The organism is uncultured Mesonia sp. (assembly GCA_947499595.1).
Taxonomy (GTDB): Bacteria; Bacteroidota; Bacteroidia; order Flavobacteriales; family Flavobacteriaceae; genus Mesonia; species Mesonia sediminis.
This window is the reverse complement of sequence record CANMOY010000005.1, coordinates 175814-197833: the sequence shown is the minus strand read 5'-3', so window position 1 is coordinate 197833 and position 22020 is coordinate 175814. Positions and strand designations below refer to the sequence as shown.

At 35.5% G+C, this 22020-nt stretch carries 19 protein-coding genes and 1 tRNA gene; 12 read left to right on the top strand and 8 right to left on the bottom strand.

The features are described from left to right. Nucleotides 1-32: 32 nt before the first annotated feature. Both ACH2AZ_RS08040 and odhB read left to right on the top strand, forming a co-directional pair. The gene (locus ACH2AZ_RS08040) at nucleotides 33-2831 is read left to right on the top strand and encodes a 2-oxoglutarate dehydrogenase E1 component (RefSeq protein WP_394907416.1); all 2799 of its coding nucleotides are present in this window, start codon (nucleotides 33-35) and stop codon (nucleotides 2829-2831) included. Between the two features lie 32 nt (nucleotides 2832-2863). Then, nucleotides 2864-4129: a 2-oxoglutarate dehydrogenase complex dihydrolipoyllysine-residue succinyltransferase gene (gene odhB, locus ACH2AZ_RS08035; protein ID WP_394907415.1), complete on the top strand. Its 1266-nt coding sequence runs from the start codon at nucleotides 2864-2866 to the stop codon at nucleotides 4127-4129. Between the two features lie 333 nt (nucleotides 4130-4462). Here the strand turns inward: odhB and ACH2AZ_RS08030 are convergent, their stop codons facing one another. The 4 genes from ACH2AZ_RS08030 to ACH2AZ_RS08015 form a co-directional block, all read right to left on the bottom strand. Further along, entirely contained in the window at nucleotides 4463-5095 is a 633-nt protein-coding gene (locus ACH2AZ_RS08030) for a hypothetical protein (protein ID WP_394907414.1), read from the bottom strand. 119 nt (nucleotides 5096-5214) lie between these two features. Next, nucleotides 5215-5460, bottom strand: a complete 246-nt coding sequence (locus ACH2AZ_RS08025; protein ID WP_394907413.1) for a hypothetical protein — start codon at nucleotides 5458-5460, stop codon at nucleotides 5215-5217. 248 nt (nucleotides 5461-5708) lie between these two features. After that, the gene (locus ACH2AZ_RS08020; RefSeq protein ID WP_394907412.1) at nucleotides 5709-6431 is read right to left on the bottom strand and encodes a T9SS type A sorting domain-containing protein; all 723 of its coding nucleotides are present in this window, start codon (nucleotides 6429-6431) and stop codon (nucleotides 5709-5711) included. Nucleotides 6432-6513: 82 nt separating this feature from the next. After that, nucleotides 6514-6951: a retropepsin-like aspartic protease gene (locus ACH2AZ_RS08015; RefSeq protein WP_394907411.1), complete on the bottom strand. Its 438-nt coding sequence runs from the start codon at nucleotides 6949-6951 to the stop codon at nucleotides 6514-6516. A gap of 76 nt (nucleotides 6952-7027) precedes the next feature. Between ACH2AZ_RS08015 and ACH2AZ_RS08010 the strand changes: the two genes are divergently transcribed. The 8 genes from ACH2AZ_RS08010 to ACH2AZ_RS07975 all read left to right on the top strand — a co-directional run bounded on the left by ACH2AZ_RS08010 (nucleotide 7028) and on the right by ACH2AZ_RS07975 (nucleotide 12164). After that, complete coding sequence (locus ACH2AZ_RS08010; RefSeq protein WP_394907410.1) at nucleotides 7028-7804, top strand: TatD family hydrolase; 777 nt, start codon at nucleotides 7028-7030, stop codon at nucleotides 7802-7804. Further along, a complete protein-coding gene (locus tag ACH2AZ_RS08005) occupies nucleotides 7804-8835 on the top strand; it encodes an asparaginase (protein WP_147862204.1) in 1032 nt (343 codons plus the stop codon). The genes ACH2AZ_RS08010 and ACH2AZ_RS08005 overlap by 1 nt, the downstream gene beginning before the upstream one ends. 68 nt (nucleotides 8836-8903) lie before the next feature. Beyond that, nucleotides 8904-8991 (top strand) — tRNA-Ser (locus ACH2AZ_RS08000). 63 nt (nucleotides 8992-9054) lie between these two features. Beyond that, nucleotides 9055-9849, top strand: a complete 795-nt coding sequence (locus tag ACH2AZ_RS07995; protein WP_147862205.1) for a MotA/TolQ/ExbB proton channel family protein — start codon at nucleotides 9055-9057, stop codon at nucleotides 9847-9849. A gap of 21 nt (nucleotides 9850-9870) precedes the next feature. After that, a complete protein-coding gene (locus ACH2AZ_RS07990) occupies nucleotides 9871-10278 on the top strand; it encodes a hypothetical protein (protein ID WP_394907409.1) in 408 nt (135 codons plus the stop codon). 10 nt (nucleotides 10279-10288) lie between these two features. Continuing rightward, nucleotides 10289-10891 (top strand): ExbD/TolR family protein, encoded by a 603-nt coding sequence (locus ACH2AZ_RS07985; protein ID WP_379047735.1) that lies wholly within the window; start codon nucleotides 10289-10291, stop codon nucleotides 10889-10891. A 19-nt stretch (nucleotides 10892-10910) separates the two neighbouring features. Continuing rightward, nucleotides 10911-11393 (top strand): ExbD/TolR family protein, encoded by a 483-nt coding sequence (locus ACH2AZ_RS07980; protein WP_379047738.1) that lies wholly within the window; start codon nucleotides 10911-10913, stop codon nucleotides 11391-11393. 75 nt (nucleotides 11394-11468) lie between these two features. After that, entirely contained in the window at nucleotides 11469-12164 is a 696-nt protein-coding gene (locus ACH2AZ_RS07975) for a porin family protein (RefSeq protein ID WP_394907408.1), read from the top strand. A 605-nt stretch (nucleotides 12165-12769) separates the two neighbouring features. On the opposite strand, the gene rpoN is transcribed toward ACH2AZ_RS07975, so the two are convergent. The 3 genes from rpoN to ACH2AZ_RS07960 all read right to left on the bottom strand — a co-directional run bounded on the left by rpoN (nucleotide 12770) and on the right by ACH2AZ_RS07960 (nucleotide 18690). After that, nucleotides 12770-14227 (bottom strand): RNA polymerase factor sigma-54, encoded by a 1458-nt coding sequence (rpoN, locus tag ACH2AZ_RS07970; RefSeq protein ID WP_379047744.1) that lies wholly within the window; start codon nucleotides 14225-14227, stop codon nucleotides 12770-12772. 87 nt (nucleotides 14228-14314) lie between these two features. After that, on the bottom strand, nucleotides 14315-15193 hold the full coding sequence (locus tag ACH2AZ_RS07965) for a pseudouridine synthase (RefSeq protein ID WP_394907407.1): 879 nt from the start codon (nucleotides 15191-15193) through the stop codon (nucleotides 14315-14317). Between the two features lie 95 nt (nucleotides 15194-15288). Beyond that, nucleotides 15289-18690, bottom strand: coding sequence for a hypothetical protein (locus tag ACH2AZ_RS07960; RefSeq protein WP_394907406.1), 3402 nt, complete (start codon nucleotides 18688-18690; stop codon nucleotides 15289-15291). A gap of 133 nt (nucleotides 18691-18823) precedes the next feature. On the opposite strand from ACH2AZ_RS07960, the gene ACH2AZ_RS07955 reads away from it, so the two are divergent. Then, entirely contained in the window at nucleotides 18824-19588 is a 765-nt protein-coding gene (locus tag ACH2AZ_RS07955; protein WP_394907405.1) for an exodeoxyribonuclease III, read from the top strand. 2 nt (nucleotides 19589-19590) lie between these two features. Then, nucleotides 19591-20553 (top strand): OmpA family protein, encoded by a 963-nt coding sequence (locus ACH2AZ_RS07950; RefSeq protein ID WP_394907404.1) that lies wholly within the window; start codon nucleotides 19591-19593, stop codon nucleotides 20551-20553. A gap of 84 nt (nucleotides 20554-20637) precedes the next feature. Here ACH2AZ_RS07950 and radA read toward each other — a convergent pair whose 3' ends face one another. Continuing rightward, nucleotides 20638-22005, bottom strand: a complete 1368-nt coding sequence (gene radA, locus ACH2AZ_RS07945) for a DNA repair protein RadA (RefSeq protein ID WP_394907403.1) — start codon at nucleotides 22003-22005, stop codon at nucleotides 20638-20640. Nucleotides 22006-22020: the final 15 nt, after the last annotated feature.

The following is a 22020-nucleotide window of genomic DNA, read 5'->3' as shown; positions in this document are numbered from 1 at the left end:
TGTTTATAAAAACATAAGATTAGCATCCAAACATGGACCAATTTTCATTTCTAAATGCGGCACATACCGCATACTTTGCAGAGCTATACGATCAATACCTGCAACATCCCGATAGCGTAGAACCCAGTTGGCGGGCTTTTTTTCAAGGTTTTGACTTTGGAGTAAAAGAGTCTCAAGAAGAGCAAGAGCTTCGGCCTGTTCCTAATTCACAAGTGGTACAATCCAATAATGCCAGTCCCTCAGTAGCACCAGTTGAGCTTCCTGAAGAGCTTAAGAAAGAGTTTAAGGTAGTTCAATTAATTGATGCTTACCGAACGCGCGGGCATTTATTTACAAAAACAAATCCGGTAAGGGAGCGCAGAAAATACGCACCTACTTTAGATATCGATAATTTCGGGCTGAGTCAAGCCGATCTAGAAATGACTTTCTCTGCGGGAGAAATTTTAGACCTGGGCAAGACCACTTTAAAAAATATAATAGATCATTTGCAAAAAGTATATTGTGCTTCAATAGGAGTAGAATATATGCATATGCGCAAGCCAGAGGAAATTAAATGGATTCAAAACTGGCTCAACGTTAACGAAAACAAACCGCAATTTACACCAAAACAAAAGAAACAAATTTTAAATAAACTTACCCAAGCCGTAGGTTTTGAGTCGTTTTTGCATACAAAATTTGTAGGTCAAAAACGCTTTTCGCTTGAAGGTGGCGAGAGTTTAATTCCAGGTTTAGATGCTTTAATAGAAAAAGCAGCAGAAAAAGGGGTTAAAGAATTTGTTATGGGTATGGCTCATAGAGGTCGCCTAAATACGCTTACCAATATATTTGGTAAAGCACCCAAAGATATTTTTAGCGAGTTTGAAGGAAAAGATTACGAACAAGAATTTTTTGATGGCGATGTAAAATACCATTTGGGATGGACATCCTGCCGTAAAACCGATAGCGGTAAAGGTATTACTTTAAACATTGCACCAAATCCATCACACCTAGAGACAGTAGGACCTGTGGTAGAGGGAATTACCCGATCTAAGCAAGACAGACATTATTTAGATACACCAAAAGCAGTCTTACCTATAGTAGTTCATGGTGATGCTGCAATTGCTGGACAAGGAGTGGTTTATGAAACCATTCAAATGGCTCAGCTTGACGGTTATAAAACGCAAGGAACCATTCACGTAGTAGTAAACAACCAAATTGGGTTTACCACAAACTATCTCGATGCGCGATCTTCAACTTATTGTACAGACGTAGCAAAGGTAACCCTTTCGCCTGTTTTACACGTTAATGCAGATGATACCGAAGCGGTTGTACACGCCATGTTGTTTGCTTTAGATTATCGAATGGAGTTTGGTAAAGACGTATTTATTGATTTATTAGGCTATAGAAAATACGGACATAACGAAGGAGATGAGCCGCGTTTTACACAACCTAAACTTTATAAAGCCATTGCTAAGCATAAAAATCCTAAAGAGATTTATAAAGAACAACTGCTCAGCCAAGGCGTTATAGATCAAGCTTACGCTGAAGAGCTTGAAAAAGAATACAAAGCTTTCTTAGAACAAGATTTTGAAAGTTCTAAAAAAGAAGATACTACCATTATTACTCCTATAATGCAAGAGGAGTGGGAAGGCCTTAGCTATGGTTCTGAAACAGAAATGATGCAGAAGGTAGACACTAACTATGACCAAGAGAAATTAGATCGTGTTGCCAAAAGGATTACACAATTACCTGAAGGTAAAAAATTCTTAAAGAAGATTACTAGACTTATTAAGGCTAGGGAAAATATGTACTTTGAGAAAAACCAATTAGATTGGGGATTGGCAGAGCTATTAGCTTATGGTAGTTTATTAGAAGAGGGCCATGACGTGCGTATGACAGGGCAGGATGTTGAAAGAGGTACCTTTTCACATAGACACGCTGTTTTAAAAGTTGAGGAAAGTGAAGAAGAAATTATTCTCCATAATAAAATAACCGAAGATCAAGGTGAGTTATATATTTACAATAGTTTATTGTCTGAATATGCCGTGTTAGGTTTTGATTATGGTTATGCCATGGCAGATCCTAATGTATTGACCATTTGGGAAGCTCAGTTTGGAGACTTTAGCAACGGAGCTCAAATTGTGATCGATCAATATATTTCATCAGCCGAAGATAAATGGAAACTGCAAAATGGTCTTGTAATGCTGTTGCCTCACGGGTATGAGGGTCAAGGGGCCGAGCACTCATCTGCACGTATGGAACGTTACTTGCAACTTTGTGCAAAAGACAATATGTACGTAGCAAACTGTACTACACCAGCTAACTTTTTCCATTTACTTAGAAGGCAAATTAAATCTAACTTTAGAAAACCTTTAATTGTTTTTACACCAAAAAGTTTATTGAGGCATCCTAAAGTAGTGTCTACTAAACAAGAATTAGCAGAGGGAAGCTTTAAACCGCTTATCGATGATCAAGTGGAGAACCCTAAAAACATAAAATCTTTAGTGTTTTGTATGGGTAAATTCTATTATGATTTATTAGAGCGTAAAGAAAAAGAAGGTAGAGATGACGTAGCCTTGGTGAGGTTAGAACAACTTTTCCCACTACCGATGAATGAAATTAAAGAAACAATTGCCAAATATAATAACGCCGAAGAAGTAGTTTGGGCTCAAGAAGAACCGAGAAACATGGGAGCTTGGAGTCATTTGCTTCTACACCTTGACGAGGCTAAATCATTTAGAGTAGCAAGCCGTAAATTTTATGGTGCGCCAGCCGCTGGTAGTGCGACAAGATTTAAGAAAAGACACAATAAGGTGATAGATATTGTATTTGACAAAACACAAGATAAATAAAAAATAAAACCGATTCCGAAATAATAGAAATTATGGCTTTAGAAATGAAAGTCCCTTCACCGGGAGAGTCAATCACAGAAGTTGAAATTGCAGAATGGCTTGTATCAGACGGCGATTATGTAGAAAAAGATCAAGCTATTGCAGAAGTAGATAGTGATAAAGCAACCCTAGAATTACCTGCCGAAGCAAGTGGTATTATTACGCTTAAAGCGGAAGAAGGAGATGCCGTGCAAGTAGGTGAGGTGGTTTGCTTAATTGATACCGATGCCAAGAAACCAGGCGCTGATGATAAAAGCGCAGAAGAGGAGGAAAAAGAAAGACAAGAAGCAGCTAGTAGTAAAACTGATAGCGAAAAAGCAGAAGCAAAGACAGAGGAACCTTCAAAGCCTTCTACGCCGGCACAACAGCAAGATGACAATTATGCCAGTGGCACCCCATCGCCAGCCGCTAGAAAAATAATGGATGAGAAAGGTGTTGATGCTGATGAAATTAAAGGTACTGGAAAAAACGAACGCATAACCAAAGAAGATGCTGTTAAAGCAAAACCTTCTATGGGTACACCAGGACCAGGTAGTAGAGGTGAAAAGCGTACTAAAATGTCTATGCTTAGACGTAAAGTAGCAGAAAGATTAGTAGGTGCTAAGAATGAAACCGCAATGCTTACGACCTTTAATGAAGCAGATATGTCGCCCATTTTTGATTTGCGTAAACAATATAAAGAGGCTTTTAAAGACAAACACGGAGTGAGCTTAGGTTTTATGTCCTTTTTTACTTTAGCTGTAGTGCGTGCTTTAGACATGTATCCTGCCGTGAACAGTATGATTGATGGTAAAGAAATGATTACCTATGATTTTAAAGATATTAGTATTGCTGTATCTGGACCAAAAGGTTTAATGGTTCCGGTAATTAGAAATGCAGAAAACTTAAGCTTTAGAGGAGTAGAGGCAGAAGTAAAACGTCTTGCTTTACGTGCTCGTGATGGGAAGATTACCGTAGATGAAATGACAGGTGGTACCTTTACTATATCTAATGGTGGTGTATTTGGTAGTATGCTATCCACACCGATTATCAATCCACCTCAAAGTGGTATTTTAGGAATGCACAATATAATAGAGCGTCCAGTAGCTATTGATGGAAAGGTAGAAATAAGACCTATGATGTACCTAGCGCTATCTTATGACCATAGAATTATAGATGGTAAAGAATCTGTTGGATTCTTGGTGGCTATTAAAGAGGCTTTAGAAAATCCTGTAGAGCTACTGATGAATGGAGATGTAAAAAAGGCTTTAGAGTTGTAATCTCATAATGTATACATAAAAAAAACCTGCAATTTTGCAGGTTTTTTTTATGAAAAGAATTAAAACGAATAGCCTTTTACGCTTATTATAAAACACAAAAAATAATATATCTAAAAACTTTGTATATCAAGACTTGCATCTTTTTTCTTTAGAATGCTACATAGCAATATTATGATAAAGGGTAGAATATGTCTTTTTCGCTGTCAAGGGGCTTAAACAGTAAGTAAATTTCAATTTTGGGTATATAGATAATCGTTTTCAGGTTTTAATAACATCCTCATAAAAAAAGGCGACCCAAAAGGGGCGCCTGCAAAAAATTTTATTTTATAGCTTTTATAAAGTTGCCTTGATTTCAAGAGCAACATCTTCCCAAGTTTTACTCACGCCATCTCCTCCTTTGTGTAAATCAAAACAAGCTTCGTTTAATGAAGCTAGTGCTTCTAAGGCATCCCAATCTTCTAAATGCATTGTTCCAGTTAAGGTTACTACATTTTCATCAGATATGCTAAAGTTTAAAGGCAAGACTTGGGTTTTATTATTCATTTTAACATGTGCCTTCAACTCCTCATTTTCTAACTTTATTTTTCCTGAAATTAGTTCGGTGTTATCCATCTTTTCAAAAAAGAAAGCTAGTATTTTAGGGTCACGTGTACCTGTTCCATCATTGGTAAACAAGCTTGAAACCGGAATACTAAAAGCTAGATCTTGAAATAATTCTTTAGGGTCTTTTCCTTCACGACTGTCGAATTTCAAAGTTTTAAAAGTACCGTTCACCGGCATTTTATCGGTAGTTTTATAGGCTGTCCAGGTTAGGGTGGTTTGGTCTGGAGTTAATTGATAAACTACCTCTTGTGTTTTGGTTTGTTCAACTTGATTGGTAATGGTCTCATCTTGCTTGGAATTTTCTTTGCAACTAAAGTTGATTAATAAAAAGCTAAGCATTAAAAAGAGTGAAGTTTTTCTCATGGTTTAAATTTTAAAATATGGCCATAAAGCTAAACATATACTTGCATCTTAGCAATTTTTAGAACTACTAATTATTTGTTTAAACCATAAAAATTATTTAAACATCTAGGAATTTGTGTTTAAAAGTTTTTGGTTATAACAGACTTAAAATTACTGAAGTTTAAAAACATCGATTGTGTTTCATAGTCTATAACGGCATTCGTAGCTAGTAGAATATCTGCACCAATTATACCATGAATCTGTTCAGATTCATATTGCTCTAAGGCTAAATTTACATGGCTTAAATCAAATAAAACCAACTCTATTTCTTTCATGCTCCAGGAGCCTATCTGTAAATTATTGTCTTTTGAAATTTCGGTTAACATATCTGTTGCTCCAGCCCCAGCAGCTTTTACTTCGCTTTCTTGAGCTAAAACCTTAAAATGTTCTACATATTTAAAATCTATGCAAGAATCTGTTGGTTTCTTAGTGGCTATTAAAGAAGCCTTAGAAAGTCTTGAAGAATTATTGACGGATAATGATGTTAAAAAAGCGTTAGACCTTTAATTGAATGGCATATATAATTTTATAAAATAGCCTTTGAAAATTTCAAAGGCTTTTTATTTTCTAAAATTTATTGTTTTACAATTTTCTTAATACTCTTTCTTCCTTCAAATTCAATTTCTACAAAATAAACTCCTTTAGCAAGTTGCGAAATATCATAAATAGCTTGAGCCTTTTTAAAGCTTAACACTTCTTTTCCGTTAATGGAAAAAACACTGATTGAGTTTATTTCTTTACCTGAATCTATTTCCAACTCAAAGCTGTTTGTCACAGGATTAGGATATAGTTGAATCACTACTTTTTCTTTGCTCACCACCCCTAGTTGTTGACTCTGGTAAAACGCTTGATCTCCAGTACTAGTGTTTGTAATTACTAAAAAATCTAGACTACCTTGCTGCGATACTGTATAGGTATAAGTACTTGTATGATTCTGAATCTCAAAAAAATCACTAAAATATAATTGTTCAAAATTTCCCATATTTATATTGAAGCAGAATTCACTAAAAAACAAACTTTGATCTATTACAAAAGAATTTGATAAATCATCATGGATGATTTCTGTAGAAGCACCACTACAACAGTCAATTATAAGTTTGTCTAAAGGAGCCACTATTTCATAGATGAATATTGTCGATTGCAAATCATCAGGCGTAAAAATAATCGTATTGTTGATATCTATTTTTTCTAAATACCATTTGCCATATAAGTAATTAGCTTGTGAAATTCCTCCTTGTGCCCACATTGTTGAACTAGCTAATGTAAGTAAGTAAATAAGTAAGTAATTTTTTTTCATAATTTGTTAATTTAGTTGATGTTATAAAGCTACATTAAAATATCCCTAATGCAAATAATTACTTAAACCGTTAAATAAAAATTTACTTCAAATACAAACAATTGTTTTTATAATCGATCACGGCTTTTCCTTTTTTTAGTATATCTGCACCAATAATGCCGTGTACTTTTTCTGCATTATGATTTTCTAAAGCTTGGTTTACATGACTTAGATCGAACAATACCAAGCTTACTTTTTTCTTTTTCCAATCCTTAATCTTTAGTTCATTTTTTAAGGAAACTTGCGTTAGCATATCGGTAGCTCCTGCTCCAGCAGCTTTTACATCGCTGTCTTCGGCAAACAAATTAAAATATTCGGCGGTGTCTAGTCCAACACAAGAACTAGAAGCACCAGTATCTAAAATAAAATTACCTTCTACTTTATTTATCTTGGCTTTTAACTCTAAATGATTGGTGACAGTGGTTTTTAATTTAATGCGGGTGTAACCTTTTTCCTTCATTAATTTTCGTAGCGTAGACATTCTTTCGTTTTTTGGCAAAGATAGCCGAAGAATTTAAATTAGTTTTGCAACATCAAATTACCTAAAAAAAACATTCATGCAATTTGTAGATTCTCATACGCACTTATACAGTGAGGCCTTTAATGAAGATCAGGATCAAGTGATACGTCGTGCTTTAGATGCCGGAGTGAATTCTTTTTATTTGCCGGCTATAGATTCTGAAACTACCCAAGCAATGTATGAGCTTGAGAAGCGGTATCCCAATGAGATGCACTTAATGACAGGCTTGCACCCCACCTCGGTTAAACCGGAATCTTATAAAGCTGAATTGGCACATGTGAAAAATCAACTTGAAAAGCGTGATTTTTGTGCCATAGGTGAGATAGGAGTAGATTTATATTGGGATAAGTCAACTTGTAGTTTGCAACAAGAATGTTTTCGTACTCAAATACAATGGGCTAAAGAAAAAAAGTTACCTATTGTCATTCATTGTCGAGAAGCTTTTGATGAGGTTTTTGAGGTGTTAGAAGAAGAAAAATCTGAAGATCTTTACGGAATTTTTCATTGCTTTACAGGGACTTTAGAGCAGGCGAAACTTGCGATTTCTTACAATATGAAGCTTGGCATAGGCGGAGTACTTACTTTTAAAAATGGAAAAATTGATCAATTTATAAAAGAAATATCTATCGATCATATAGTTTTAGAAACCGATTCACCCTACCTAAGCCCAAAACCATTCCGCGGAAAGCGAAATGAAAGTAGTTATTTAGTTTATATTGCTCAAAAATTGGCCGATATTTACAATATTAGCTTAGAGAAAGTGGCAGAAAAAACTACCCAGAACGCTTTGTCTGTTTTTAAAAAATATAAGTAATGTATCAGAATTCAGCTAAAATACTTCTAATTTATACGGGCGGTACCATCGGGATGATTAAAGATTTTGAAACCGGGGCGCTTAAAGCTTTTAATTTTGACGATCTGCTGGCCAATATTCCAGAGCTAAAACTTTTAGAACATCAAATAGAAACCTATAGTTTTGAAAATCCGATTGATTCGTCAGATATGAATGTTGGGTATTACCGTAAATTAGCTGAGATCATAGAGGGAGCTTACACCAAGTTCGATGGGTTTGTAGTACTGCACGGTAGTGATACAATGTCTTATACGGCATCGGCACTTAGCTTTATGTTAGAAAATCTAAATAAGCCTATAATCTTTACAGGTTCTCAATTACCCATAGGAGATTTGCGAACTGATGCCAAAGAAAATTTGATTACCTCAATACAATTAGCTGGGTTAAGGAAGGCTAATAAAAGTGTGATTACAGAAGTTGGACTTTATTTTGAATACAAACTATATAGAGCAAATAGAACCACTAAAATAAATGCCGAGCATTTTCAAGCTTTTGCGTCTCTAAACTATCCAGCTTTAGCTGAATCTGGCGTTAATCTTACCATTAATAAACCTAAATTAAAACAAGCTAACTATAAAAAAGATCTTATAGTGCATAAAGAGCTTGATGAAAATGTGCTAGTGATTAAAATTTTTCCAGGTTTGCATCCAAAGACGCTAGCTTATTTGTTGGATGCTCCACATATAAAAGCCGTTATTTTAGAAACCTATGGGGCAGGTAATGCTTTTAGCGAAGATTGGTTTATAAGGTTACTAAGCGACCATATTGCTAGAGGGTTAAAAATTATCAATGTAACTCAATGTATCGGGGGTTCGGTAAATATGGGATTGTATGCGACAAGCACCCGATTAGAAAAGATAGGTGTTATTTCAGGAAAAGATATTACTACAGAAGCAGCCGTTGCAAAGGCCATGTATTTGTTGGGTAAAAATCTGTCTCCTACCGTATTCAAAACTATTTTTGAAACCGCTATTCGAGGTGAAATGATGTAAAATTTGTTAAGTTTCTTTTTTGGCTTAATTTTTTTTTGTTATTTGCTGACCTTTAATGAAGAGTGTGAAGAGAGGTGGCCGAGTGGTCGAAGGCGCACGCCTGGAAAGTGTGTATACGTCAAAAGCGTATCGAGGGTTCGAATCCCTTCCTCTCTGCTTTTTTTTAAAAAATAATTTATATCTTTAAACTTTAATAATAATTAATTAAGACAACAAGTAATGAAAAGATTATTCTCAATCCTTGTCATCGCAGCCATTATGGTATTTGGAGGTTTAACTGCAAACGCGACAAGCAATGTAAATGCTTTTACAGCAAATGTAACGATTGTTCAAGAAGATGATGGCGCAAATGCTGGTGCGACCGAAGAAAAAGAGTCTTTAGGTTTTCATCAAGAGCTTAAGAAACGATTTATAGAAGGTGGTGCCGGGTTTATGGGTATCGTTCTATTATGTTTGATTTTAGGTTTAGCCATAGCTATTGAAAGAATTATTTACTTAAATCTTTCAACCACAAACTCAAAGAAATTAGCTCAAAATGTTGAAGATGCTTTAAATAGTGGAGGTATCGAAGCAGCTAAAGAAGTTTGTAGAAACACAAAAGGTCCTGTAGCTTCTATCTATTACCAAGGTTTAGATCGTGCAGATGAAAGTACAGATGCAGCAGAGAAAGCCGTTGTAGCTTATGGAGGAGTACAAATGGGACAATTAGAGAAAAACGTATCTTGGGTTTCTTTATTTATCGCATTGGCACCGATGTTAGGATTTATGGGTACTGTAATTGGTATGATTCAAGCTTTTGATAAAATTGAGGCAGCTGGAGATATGCAACCGTCTTTAGTAGCAGGAGGTATTAAAGTGGCCTTATTGACTACTGTATTTGGACTTATTGTGGCTATTATTCTTCAGATTTTTTATAACTACATTATCGCAAAAATTGATAGCATTGTTAATGATATGGAAGATGCGTCAATCACATTAATCGATATCCTTGTAGATTACAAGAGAAGAAAGTAATAACCTTATAAATCAATTGTAATGATTATACATAAAATATTAAAAATTGTATCACTAATACTAGGTGCTATTGCATTAGTAATGGGGATATGGTTGTTCTCAACAGGAGATGAGTCTCTTGTGCAACCATTGATGACCATTGCCTATGCTGTTTTTGGTATCATTTTGTTATTGGTGCTGGTCTTTGTTTTAAAAGACCTATTTACTGGAAATGTTAAAAGTACGTTGATTGCTATTGGCTCATTTGCCGTTGTGGTACTTATTGCTTACTTTTTATCTGAAGGAACCGCTACCCAAATGAAAAATGGTGAAATGTTATCAGCCAACCAATCGCAATGGATTGGTGCAGGATTGAGAACCTTTTACATTTTAGCAGCCATTGCTATTGGAGCAATGATCTATTCAGGAATCAAAAAATTAATCAAGTAATCTAAACCTTATGGCAAAAAGAAGTGCACCAGAAGTGAATGCAGGATCAATGGCAGATATTGCCTTCTTGCTGCTTATCTTTTTCTTGGTAACTACAACCATCGAAACAGATACTGGTATCAATAGTAAATTGCCACCTATAGAAGAACAGCCTGAAGATCCGCCACCTCGTAAAGAGAAAAACATCTTTATCGTGTTAATAAATCAAAATGAGGAATTGCTTGTCGAAGATGAGCGTATGGAACTTAAAGATTTAAGACAGGCGGCAATAGACTTTTTAGATAATGGTGGAGGCGATTGTAATTATTGCCAAGGAGCAAAAGACCCAGCATCATCAGACAATCCGCTTAAAGCGGTGATCTCTTTGCAGAACGATAGAGAGACTGAATATGGCGCTTATATCGCCGTGCAAAATGAGCTCGTTGCAGCTTTTAACTATTTGAGAAACCGAGAAGCCAATCGTTTGTTTGGTAAGTCTTTTATCCAGATGGAAAAAGATTTCAATGATTCTCAATATAGGGGAAATAAAGAAAAGTTAGAAGAACAGATTAAGCAAATACGTGAAATGTTTCCTTTAAACTTATCTGAAGCAGAGCCTAAAGAAAGAGAATAAAAGACCTAAAAATTAAATTATGTCTAAATTTAAAAAGAAAAAGAGCGGAGATTTACCAGCGATATCTACAGCATCTTTGCCTGATATTGTTTTTATGTTGCTTTTCTTCTTTATGGTGGCAACAGTTATGCGTCAAAATACACTTATGGTAGAAAATAGACTGCCGTTTGCTGACCAAACTGAGAAACTAGAAAAGAAAGATTTGGTAATGTATATTTATGCTGGTAAACCTAGTGAGCGTTACCAGAAACAATTTGGTAAAGAAGCGCGTATACAATTGAATGATAAATTTGCTGATGTAAACGATATACAGCAATTTATTATCGAGGAGCGTGAGTCTAAACGTGAAGAGCTACAAGGTTTATTAACAACCTCTCTAAAGATAGATGCAGAAACAGGAATGGGGCTGGTATCAGATATTAAGTATGAGTTGAGAAAAGCAGAGGCTTATCGCGTAAATTACACCACCAAGAATGGTGAAGCTATAAAAAACATGCAATAATTGTTGTTGTTATTTTAATCATTTTAAAAGACCGCTTTATTTTAAAAAGCGGTCTTTTTTAATTAAATTGGGTCTATGAAGACATACCTTGTTTTATTGTTAGTTTTTCTTGGTTCTATTTTATCTTCAACGGGCCAGGAAGTTGAGGCCGTTATCGATACTACTAGCATAGATAGTCTTTACCGAGAAGATCAGTTTTATGCGGGTCTTGGTTTTAACCTTTTATTAAACAGACCTAAAGGGATTAGGCAGTCTGGCTTCTCTGGCGGGTTAAACTTTGGGTTTATTCGCGATATGCCTATCAATAAACGAAGAAATATCGCTTTGGGTGTGGGCTTGGGCTGGTCGGCGAATTCTTACGGATTTAATTTGTTGATTGATGAAACCCAACCCAATCCTGTTTATACCAAATTAGAGCGTTATAAAAGCAATAGACTTAGTTTATACCTTATAGAAATGCCCTTAGAATTCAGATGGCGCACTTCGACTCCTACGAGCTACAAATTTTGGAGAATATATGGTGGTTTACGGGTCGGTTATATTCATTATTCTAAAATAAAGAGTGAGTATGAAGACATTCGTTTGGCACAATATAACCTAGATGAGCTCGAACGATTACGATATGGCCTAACGTTTACATTTGGATATAATACTTTTAATTTTACGGTTTATTATAGTTTGAATAGTCTGTTTGATGGTACTTTGCAAGACACGAATGCTCCCGTTGGATTGAATCCGATTAAAGTGGGACTTACTTTTTATATTCTTTAATTATGTATAAACGAATAAAAGTGAATAAGGAGCTAAACCCGCTAAAACGCCCCAAAGTAATTCGTTTACGGTGTGCGCTTTTAGATAAAGCCTAGCTGTAGCGACTAACCCTGTTAGAGCAATACAAATACCGATAAGCCAGTAAAACGATGTCTGGTATAAAAAAGAAATGCTTATAATGAATCCTACCAGCAAGCTACTTGCCATTAAGTGTAAGCTCGCTTTTATTTTAAGATAGCATAGGCATAGAGCTATAAAACCAGCGTATATCCAATTTGAGAAGTAAAAATATAATTCGGTTTGGGAAATATCTCCTAAAACAAAATTTTTGATGCTCATAAATATAAGTATGTATAGCATCAAAGGTATTTTTCGTTCTGTGTAGGTTTTTAAGTGAACGCTACTGATTATTTTAAGGTTTTTGAGCAGAAAAAAAATACAAATGGGAATAAAAATACTCAATACCGAAATACCTAGCAGTTTAGCCTTTATAATAGCTTCAGGTAAAAACCTGGGAGTCACCAAAAAATAAATTGCACTACCTAAAAAGGGTAACCATAAAGGATGAAAAAGAGCACTTATAAATTTAAAAAAGAACTTCAAGATTAAATTTCTTTGCGTAATCGTGCGACAGGAATATCTAATTGTTCTCTGTATTTTGCTACGGTTCTTCTAGCAATAGGATAGCCTTTATCTTTTAATATTTTGGCTAATTTCTCATCGGTTAAAGGCTTTTTCTTGTCTTCTTTTTCAATGGTAATTTGTAGAATCTTTTTTATCTCTAGCGTAGAAACTTCTTCACCTTCTGAATTTGTCATAGATTCAGAAAAGAATTCTTTAATCAATTTTGTGCCGTAGGGCGTGTCAACATATTTTGAATTTGCCACCCGACTAACAGTAGAAACATCCATGCCAATCTTATCGGCAATGTCTTTTAAAATCATTGGTTTTAAGTCTCTCTCGTCTCCAGTCATAAAATATTCGTACTGGTGATGCATAATAGCATTCATCGTTACAAATAGCGTTTCTTGACGTTGCCTAATAGCCTCAATAAACCATTTTGCGGCATCTAATTTTTGTTTAATAAACATGACCGCATCTTTCTGCTTTTTTGTTTTTTTGTCGGTTTCCTTATAGCCCTTAAGCATATTACTATACTCTCTAGACACGTGCATGGTGGGTGCGTTCCTGCCGTTTAAGCTAAGTTGTAACTCACCATCTTTGATTTTGATTGTAAAATCGGGTACAACGTGTTCTACAATTCGATTATTCCCAGCATAGGAGCCGCCCGGTTTAGGGTTCAAATGAGAAACTTCATCAATAACATCCCTTAACTCATCTTCACTAATTGAAAACTTAGACAGAAGTTTCTGGTAATGTCTTTTGCTAAATTGCTCAAAAGCCTCCTCAATTATTGCTATAGATAAAGCAGTACTTTGGGTTGGGGTTTTTCTTTTTAATTGTATTAATAAACTTTCTTGTAAGCTACGTGCTCCTACGCCAGCAGGATCTAGTTTATGTACTATCTGAAAGATTTTTTCAACTGTTTGTTCATCGGTATAAATATTTTGAGTAAAAGCTAAATCGTCTACAATCTCGATTGTCTCCCGTCTAATGTAGCCGCTTTCATCTACACTGCCTACCAAAAATTCTGCGATTTGCTTTTCTTCTTCACTCAATCTAAAGCTTTGCAATTGAGTTTTAAGATACTGCGAAAAAGATACCCCAGAGGCATAAGGGATGGTTTTCTCATCATCATCCTTACTATAGTTGTTGGCTTGAGTACGATAATCTGGAATTTCATCATCACTCAAATATTCATCTACATCAATTTCCGATTCTGTTTCTATAATTTCTGAATCGCTTTCTACTTCTTCATTTTTAAATTCATCATCAAAACTATCCTGGTCCTCTTTTCCACTATCTAAAGCAGGATTGTCTTCTAATTCCTGTTTTACCCTTTGCTCAAAAGCTTGAGTAGGAAGTTGAATCAATTTCATAAGCTGAATCTGTTGTGGAGATAGCTTTTGAGATAATTTTAAATTTAATTGCTGCTTTAGCATAGAGAAAAGTTAATATAGGTTAATACAAAAATAACGAATTATTTAACAGATCTAGCGCTAAAATTATGTTAAGCTTAGCTTTTGAGATTAATTTGGCACGTTACATCTATTTATGAATTGGCGAAATCGTTTAGGCAAAACCCCTTCAATATTTAATTTATTATCTGTAATAGGGTGCGTAAATCTTAATCCGAATGAACATAACATCAATCCGTTTTTATGATTATCTTGTTGACATCCATAAGTTTTATCGCCAAGTATAGGGAAGTTTTGTCTAGAAAGATGTATTCTTAATTGATGAGTTCTACCTGTAATAGGGTTTAATTGTAAAAGACTGTAGATCTGTTCATTTTTTTGGAGTATTTGTTTTCTTAAAATTTCTGTTCGAGCCGATTTAGATTCTATTGCATCAAAGGAGCAAAGGCCCTTATAATATTGGCCAGTAACAATGGCTTGATAAGTTTTTGAAATTTGTTTTCGTTCAAATGCTACAGAAAGCAGCTGTTGTGCTTTTTTGGTTTTTGCTACTAGTAGCAATCCGCTTGTAGGGTTGTCTAGACGATGAACGGGTTGCGGCCAAGGGAGTGCATCTTTTTGCTGCGATTTAACCAAGTTATGAGGCAAAGCATTCTCAATGGTTTTAAAATAATTGCCATTGGTAGGATAACCCGCAGGCTTTTGAATTACGGCAAGGTAATCATCTTCAAAAGGTACTTGAAAATCTAACTTAAATATTTTTTTTGATTCTTCAAATTCTTTATATAGCTCTAACATCATTCCCTCTTCGATAAAATCGGCGGTGCTCGCTACCTTACCATTGATATGAATTAGGCCTTTCTTTATTGCTTTTTTCGCGGCACTTCGGCTATAAAGATATTCAAATGCTTCTGCCGCGTATTCTTGAATTCTATACGAATTGGTCAAAGCTGGAACAATATGTTTTTCTAAACTAATTTTTTTACCCATTGATTATTGTATGCTTATGCTTTACGGATTTAATTTTCCTTATTTTGCTCTTTTAAAAAGATAAATTTTAACGAGATTGAATCCGTAAAGTTAATTTAAAAATAAGCCCTTAGCTGTACGTTTCCTGTATGAATGGCTGCATTGTTAGGACTCTTTCTTCCTTGATAGTTTAAATTTAAATCAAGGTAATTGGTGATTTTTTTTTGCGCGAGTAGTTTCCAAGTATAATTGGTTTTAGGTTGTAAACCAGATAACATTTGATACCCAACGGGGCTAAAAGCATCGCCTTTAAAGGCATTATAGATATAATTGAATTCTGTCGAAAAACTATAGATCTGACCTTTTGCCCATTGCAAAGATAAGCCTAATCGCTGTTTTTGTAGTGTTTCTAGATTATTAATGACGTTTTCTTGTTTGTCTAGCTCGTAAAACAGTTCAAATCGTTTATTTTGATCTAAAAGATAGGTCACTTTGGGGAAAATACGTAGGCTATTGATGTTGAAATCACGTGAAGGGAAATTTTGATAGCTATTTTCATTTTTTGAAAGCTGCTGCTCAAAGCCCAACAACCAAACCGAGGCAATTCGGTGCAGATAATTTATTTGGTGACTTCTAATTTTGCTTTCTTGAACTCCCGTTATTAAGAAATTTTTGTTTTTGGCGTCTAAATAAGTGTAGGTGGTAGAGTGCTTTTGCTTACCCCGATTATAAAAAAGACTGTTTCTAAAGTTGATATTGGCTCCTAATTCTTCATGATCTTGTTGAAACGGATTTAGGTTAAACTTGCCAGACGCTCGTCGAATTTTGCGCTCTAGTAAATAACTGGTTTGATTATAAAAGTGATGCCAAAAGGCTACTTTTTCCTGCTGATTTATTCGGGAGCCATCCAGAGTTAATACTTGACTAATTTTATTTTGATTGGTTTTAATAAAGATTTGGTTTGGTAATAAAACCCGGACGTACTTCCCTTCGTTAGGAAAAGGGCTTATTTCAAACTCATCTAATTCTTGGGTGCCATTTTGATTGTAGTCAATCCAAATAAATTGCCCTTCTCCCGGATTAACTTCTACATAAGTAAATTCCTGCTGCGCTAAGGTCCCGCTGTTGGTTTGGTAAAGCGTGTTGCTTTGTATAAAACGGTTAGCAAAATTTTGTCTGTACCTTATTTGGGCATTCAAAGAATTTTCAGCCGGAATGCTATTGGTATATTTTAATTTTCTGTAATTGGCAAAAAAGCTTAGTTGACTGTTTTCTTGTTTTAACACATTACCCTTTAAGTAATAATTATAAGCGGTATTTACATGGCTTAAACGGTTATTTCTAATGCTGTCATTAGTTCGTAGTTTAAAACCAATTTCAGTAAAAACACCTGTACTGTCTCCAACTCCAACATAAACCGTACTGCTTCGAAAAGCCTGAGAGTTTAAGGCTAACTCATCACTTATTTTATTTTGCTCTTTCAAGTGTTCTGTGGCTATTCGAGTACCAGTATACCATTTGTTAATTTGTAAATTTAAATCTAAATAAGCTTTTAAAAACTTGGTTTTCTCATATTGAGATTGACTGTTTAAATAGCTAGCATTTCCTGTTATTTTAAAGCGATTAAATCGATTTTGCGTAGAAAAAACATGGCGGTTACCCGAGTAGTTATTCTTGTAATTAAGATGTTCAAACCAATATTCTGTTTCGTGAGAAGTGGAGTCAATGTACTTAAATCCGCTGCGATTAAAAATTTGGTTTCCTTTTTGATTTTCTAAATTCCAATCTCTATCAAATTCAATGGCATAAATACGCTCAATAGGAGAGAAGCTGTTTTCAATATAAGTAAGATCTTGTTGTATAAAAAACTGCGCTTTATTTGCAAATGTTTTAAGCAGTTGCTTGCCTTCTGCTTTTAAAGCCAGACCGGCGTTATCTTGATCGTCTTGTGCAGAAAATAAATTTAAGTCTTTCTTACTGGCCGCAATTTCAACATTCATGGCTGTTTTTTTATCGCTGTATTGTGCTTTTGTCATGGCTAACTGTAGCCTTTCGGGCGCGTATAGGCGTATTATGGGTGCGTAGTTACCTTGTTTTATACCATTTACTGGAGCCACATACGTGTAAATTTTGCTTATAGCCGAATTACTTGCGAGAATGTAATCGCCTTGGTTAGGACCTACAGATGTGAACTTAACTTGAAATAATTCTTCTTCTGGATCATTAGAATACACAAAAACTTCTTGACCATTTACTTGGGTTTTGGTGTAAAGCACTTTGTTCTCAGAAAAGTTACTTTCTTGGGCACTAGCGATAAACATATTTTCTTGATTATCGCCTGCTTGCGCTAATTGATCTACCTGCTCTTGATTAAGGTTCTGTTGAAGGGGCTGGTTTTTTAAATCGGTTTCGTGGTACACAAATCCGCTTATTTGCCATTTTTCATCTTGAAAATCACCGCCAGCAGTAGCTATAATACGGCTGTAATTTTGCTCGGTATATTGAAACTCCACACGAATTCTCATTTCTGAAGTGATAGGGAAAGTGGGATTAAAAATTATTTCTGCAGCGGTATAATCAATAATATAATCTTCATTTTCTCCACGTGAAAGGAGATTGCCATTTACAAATACGCGTTCGCTTCCCGATATGATTAAAACAAATACTTCGTTATTGGGCCCAGTTAATTTGTACGGTCCTTGGTTACCTTCCTGAGCAATAAATTCATTTTGGGTATATACCCCTTGCACAAGAGCAGCCGAAGCATGCGTTCTAATTTGGTAATCGTCACGCGAACTCAAATTGGCTTGAAGGTTTATGCCTTGTACCTTTTTTCGATAAGCGGCAAAAAAGCTCTGGCTTTCTACCAAATCTACATCACCGGCCCTTACCTTCCAATTTTTACTTTCTAGCTCAATAAAAATTTGGTCAAATTCACCTAAGGTTTGAGCATAACCCTGCTGCTGTAGCGGAATATTAGCATCTTGTAGTGAAGCCCTTAGACTCACTCCGGGAGCAATTTCTCCAACTATTTGTAAATCAAGTTCAGAATTTAGTACCGCGCTTTGATTGGTGCCTACCGTAATCCCTCGAGAAATACTTCCAGTGGTCGATAAGCCTTCGAAAGGATTATAATTTTTAGGATCAGACGTACTTTCTAAACTATAGGGTACGGCATTTTTAGGATTTGAATTGACAATAATGGCAGGATCAAATTGCTGGTACTTTCTCGTTAAAAAATCGGGGTATTTTTTATAACTGATATAAATGCTGTCATTGTTTCTTTGGTAAATAGGCGAGAAATAAATCCGCGCCAAGCGAAAGTCAACCCGGTATAGTGAAGTGTCAATAGCTTGCTGTTGCTCATCTAGCACTTGAAACTTATAGGGGTTTATACTTACGCTATCTATCTGTATGCTATCTTGTAATTTGAGTTTTTTTAACTGTATACCATTCTCAACCTGACCTCTAGTCAAAAAAGAAAGAAAAAGAAAGAGAAAGGTAAGCCGTGATTTCATCTGTATATAAAACTCAGTTTAGCATTCAATTATTACAATAGCCATAAAAAAAATACTACGGCAAAATTAGTAAGATGAACCTAATAAATTTGATTAGCTGGCGGGTATTTCTATTTTTGTAAAAACTATAGGAATGGTACTACTTTCTTACAATGTAAATGGTATACGCGCCGCTTTGCGTAAAAATTTAACCGATTGGCTTGCCAACACACAAGCAGATGTGGTTTGTTTTCAAGAAATAAAAGCCACGGCAGATCAATTTGATGATACTGTTTTTAAAGAATTGGGTTATGAATATTGTTATTGGTACCCGGCTCAAAAAAAGGGGTATAGTGGGGTAGGAATCATTAGTAAAAAGAAGCCCTTAAACGTAGCTTACGGTACAGGTATTGATTATATGGATGCCGAAGGAAGAAACTTACGCGTAGATTTTGAAAATTTTTCTGTTATGAGTCTCTACCTTCCCTCTGGTACCAATATAGCGCGACTAGAGCATAAATTAGGCTACATGGATGATTTTTACACTTACGTGGATCAATTAAAACAGGAGATACCTAATTTAATAATATCTGGAGATTACAATATTTGTCACGAGCCTATTGATATTCACGATCCGGTACGTTTAAAAAAGGTATCAGGATTTTTACCTGTAGAAAGGGAGTGGTTATCAAAGTTTTTGAATAACGGAATGATAGACTCGTTTAGGTATTTGAATCCAGAACGAGAGGAGTATTCTTGGTGGAGTTATAGAGCCAATGCAAGAGCTAATAATAAGGGGTGGCGTTTAGATTATCATCTAGTGAGTGAGCCACTGCAACAAAATATTAAGCGTGCCGTTATTTTACCAGAAGCCAAACACAGCGATCATTGTCCAGTTTTGGTTGAAATAGATAAATAATTATGAAGAAATTTTTATTTGCATATTCCATTGCCGTTGGAGCTTTATTGAGTTGTGTTCCGGCTAAAAAGTTAGCCGATTTAGAAGAGCAACACAAAGAGCTTAAATTACATGCGCAAGAGCTAGAAGCAGAACTAGCCGATTGTGATAAAGCACAGAATAAGTTAGAAGAGACACTTGAAGGAGAAAAATCTGCTTTAACAGCATTGAAACAAGAAAAAATGCATTTGAAAGATGAGTTGGAGGGTAGAACCAAGGCTTTAAGTGAACTGCAGGATTCTTATGATGCTTTAGAATCAAATAGCGCAGCCAATCTAGAAGCAAATTCAAAAAGGAACAGAGAATTACTTCAAGAACTAGAAGAAAAAAGAAAACGATTAAATGCCGAGCAGCAAAGACTAAGCGATTTAGAACAAAAACTAAGTGAGCGCTCTGGCCGTATTGATGAACTAGAGCAATTGATTGGCGCAAAAGATGCAAAACTTAATGCCTTAAAGACAAGTTTGTCAAAAGCACTTACCAATTTTGAAGGTAAAGGTTTAAGTGTAGAGCAAAAGAATGGTAAGGTGTATGTGCTTATGGAGAATAAGCTGCTATTTGCTTCGGGAAGTTGGACAGTGGGTCAGCAAGGGATTCAAGCCGTTAATCAATTGGCCGAAGTATTATCTAAAAATAACGACATCAATGTTCTTATAGAAGGCCATACAGACAACGTTCCTTATTCTGGAAATGGTGTATTAAAAGACAATTGGGATTTATCTACCAAACGTGCTACCGCCATTGTGCATTTATTGCAGCGCAACAAAAAGATTAAGCCCAATCGTTTAACAGCTGCGGGAAGAGGAGAGTTTGCTCCTGTAGCTAGCAATACTTCCCCAGAAGGACGCGCTAAAAATAGAAGAATTGAGGTTATACTAGCACCTAACTGGGATGAATTAAATTCTCTTTTGAGTGTTCAAAATTAAACTAGCTATAAATTAATAATCAGCTAGGGGTAACGAATAAAAATGATTTAGGATTTTAAAAGCAATTCTAAATCATTTTTTTTTTTAAGCAAAAAGATGCTCTATTACTTCCTCAACTTTATTCACAAATAAGATTTTAATACCGTATTTTCCTTTACTTATTTTGTTCTGTCCAGATAGCATTATGCTAGCAAAGCCTAGTTTTTCTGCCTCTAAAATACGTTGTTCGATTTTAGGAACTGGTCTAACTTCTCCTGCAAGACCAACCTCGGCGGCAAAACAAATATCTTTAGCAATAGCTATATCTTCACTAGAAGATAAAATGGCTGCGATCACGGCTAGGTCAATTGCAGTGTCATCAACATTAATGCCACCAGTGATATTTAAAAACACATCTTTGGCCCCTAATTTAAATCCTGCACGTTTTTCTAGAACTGCCAGTAACATGTTTAGACGTTTGGCATTATATCCTGTTGTTGAACGTTGAGGAGTGCCATAAACAGCAGTGCTTACCAATGCTTGTATTTCGATCATAAGCGGGCGTAATCCTTCAAGGGTAGCCGCTATAGCGGCGCCACTTAAATCTTCTTGTTTTTTTGAAATAAGAATTTCAGAAGGGTTGTTAACTTCTCTTAAGCCTTCTCCTTGCATTTCATAAATGCCTATTTCGTGGGTAGAGCCAAATCTATTTTTATGTGCTCTCAATATGCGATAGAGGTGATTTCGGTCCCCTTCAAACTGCAAAACAGTATCTACCATGTGCTCCAATACCTTGGGGCCAGCAATACTTCCTTCTTTGTTAATGTGCCCAATTAATAGCACTGGAGTATGAGTTTCTTTAGCAAATTTTATAAGCTCTGCAGTACACTCTCTAATTTGAGAAATACTCCCAGCAGAACTGTCAATATAATCAGTTTGCAATGTTTGAATAGAGTCAATAATTAAAATCTCGGGACTCAATTGCTCAATTTGTCTAAAAATATGTTGCGTTTTGGTTTCTGTAAGAATGTAACAATTATGGGTGTCACCGCCTATTCGTTGGGCGCGCATTTTTATCTGTTGTAAGCTTTCTTCTCCAGAAACATATAAGGTTTTATAGGGTAATTGAAGCGATACTTGTAACAACAAAGTACTTTTCCCTATACCTGGTTCGCCGCCCAATAAGGTTAAAGAGCCGGGTACCAAGCCACCACCAAGCACACGATCTAGTTCAGTATTGTTGGTTTTGAATCTTTTTTGCTTTTCGTATTCAATTTCTTCAATCAAATGGGGCTTTGATAGGCGTTTATGAGAGGCGGTTATATCTTTACTTTTCCAATCTTTAGTCTCATTTTTTTCAATGACCTCTTCAACTAGGGTGTTCCATTGTTTGCAAGATGAGCACTGCCCTTGCCATTTTGCATGCTGTGTGCCGCAGTTCTGGCAGTAAAAGGTAGTTTTTATTTTAGCCATTATTTTTGGTAACGT

Coding starts and splice junctions, on each gene's coding strand:
- ACH2AZ_RS08010 (WP_394907410.1), top strand. CDS start 7,028: ATGCAATTTGTAGATTCTCATACGCACTTATACAGTGAGGCCTTTAAT.
- ACH2AZ_RS07965 (WP_394907407.1), bottom strand. CDS start 15,193: ATGGGTAAAAAAATTAGTTTAGAAAAACATATTGTTCCAGCTTTGACC.
- odhB (WP_394907415.1), top strand. CDS start 2,864: ATGGCTTTAGAAATGAAAGTCCCTTCACCGGGAGAGTCAATCACAGAA.
- ACH2AZ_RS07985 (WP_379047735.1), top strand. CDS start 10,289: ATGGCAAAAAGAAGTGCACCAGAAGTGAATGCAGGATCAATGGCAGAT.
- ACH2AZ_RS08040 (WP_394907416.1), top strand. CDS start 33: ATGGACCAATTTTCATTTCTAAATGCGGCACATACCGCATACTTTGCA.
- ACH2AZ_RS08025 (WP_394907413.1), bottom strand. CDS start 5,460: ATGTTAACCGAAATTTCAAAAGACAATAATTTACAGATAGGCTCCTGG.
- ACH2AZ_RS07975 (WP_394907408.1), top strand. CDS start 11,469: ATGAAGACATACCTTGTTTTATTGTTAGTTTTTCTTGGTTCTATTTTA.
- radA (WP_394907403.1), bottom strand. CDS start 22,005: ATGGCTAAAATAAAAACTACCTTTTACTGCCAGAACTGCGGCACACAG.
- ACH2AZ_RS07955 (WP_394907405.1), top strand. CDS start 18,824: ATGGTACTACTTTCTTACAATGTAAATGGTATACGCGCCGCTTTGCGT.
- ACH2AZ_RS07980 (WP_379047738.1), top strand. CDS start 10,911: ATGTCTAAATTTAAAAAGAAAAAGAGCGGAGATTTACCAGCGATATCT.
- ACH2AZ_RS08005 (WP_147862204.1), top strand. CDS start 7,804: ATGTATCAGAATTCAGCTAAAATACTTCTAATTTATACGGGCGGTACC.
- rpoN (WP_379047744.1), bottom strand. CDS start 14,227: ATGCTAAAGCAGCAATTAAATTTAAAATTATCTCAAAAGCTATCTCCA.
- ACH2AZ_RS08015 (WP_394907411.1), bottom strand. CDS start 6,951: ATGTCTACGCTACGAAAATTAATGAAGGAAAAAGGTTACACCCGCATT.
- ACH2AZ_RS07960 (WP_394907406.1), bottom strand. CDS start 18,690: ATGAAATCACGGCTTACCTTTCTCTTTCTTTTTCTTTCTTTTTTGACT.
- ACH2AZ_RS07950 (WP_394907404.1), top strand. CDS start 19,591: ATGAAGAAATTTTTATTTGCATATTCCATTGCCGTTGGAGCTTTATTG.
- ACH2AZ_RS08030 (WP_394907414.1), bottom strand. CDS start 5,095: ATGAGAAAAACTTCACTCTTTTTAATGCTTAGCTTTTTATTAATCAAC.
- ACH2AZ_RS08020 (WP_394907412.1), bottom strand. CDS start 6,431: ATGAAAAAAAATTACTTACTTATTTACTTACTTACATTAGCTAGTTCA.
- ACH2AZ_RS07990 (WP_394907409.1), top strand. CDS start 9,871: ATGATTATACATAAAATATTAAAAATTGTATCACTAATACTAGGTGCT.
- ACH2AZ_RS07995 (WP_147862205.1), top strand. CDS start 9,055: ATGAAAAGATTATTCTCAATCCTTGTCATCGCAGCCATTATGGTATTT.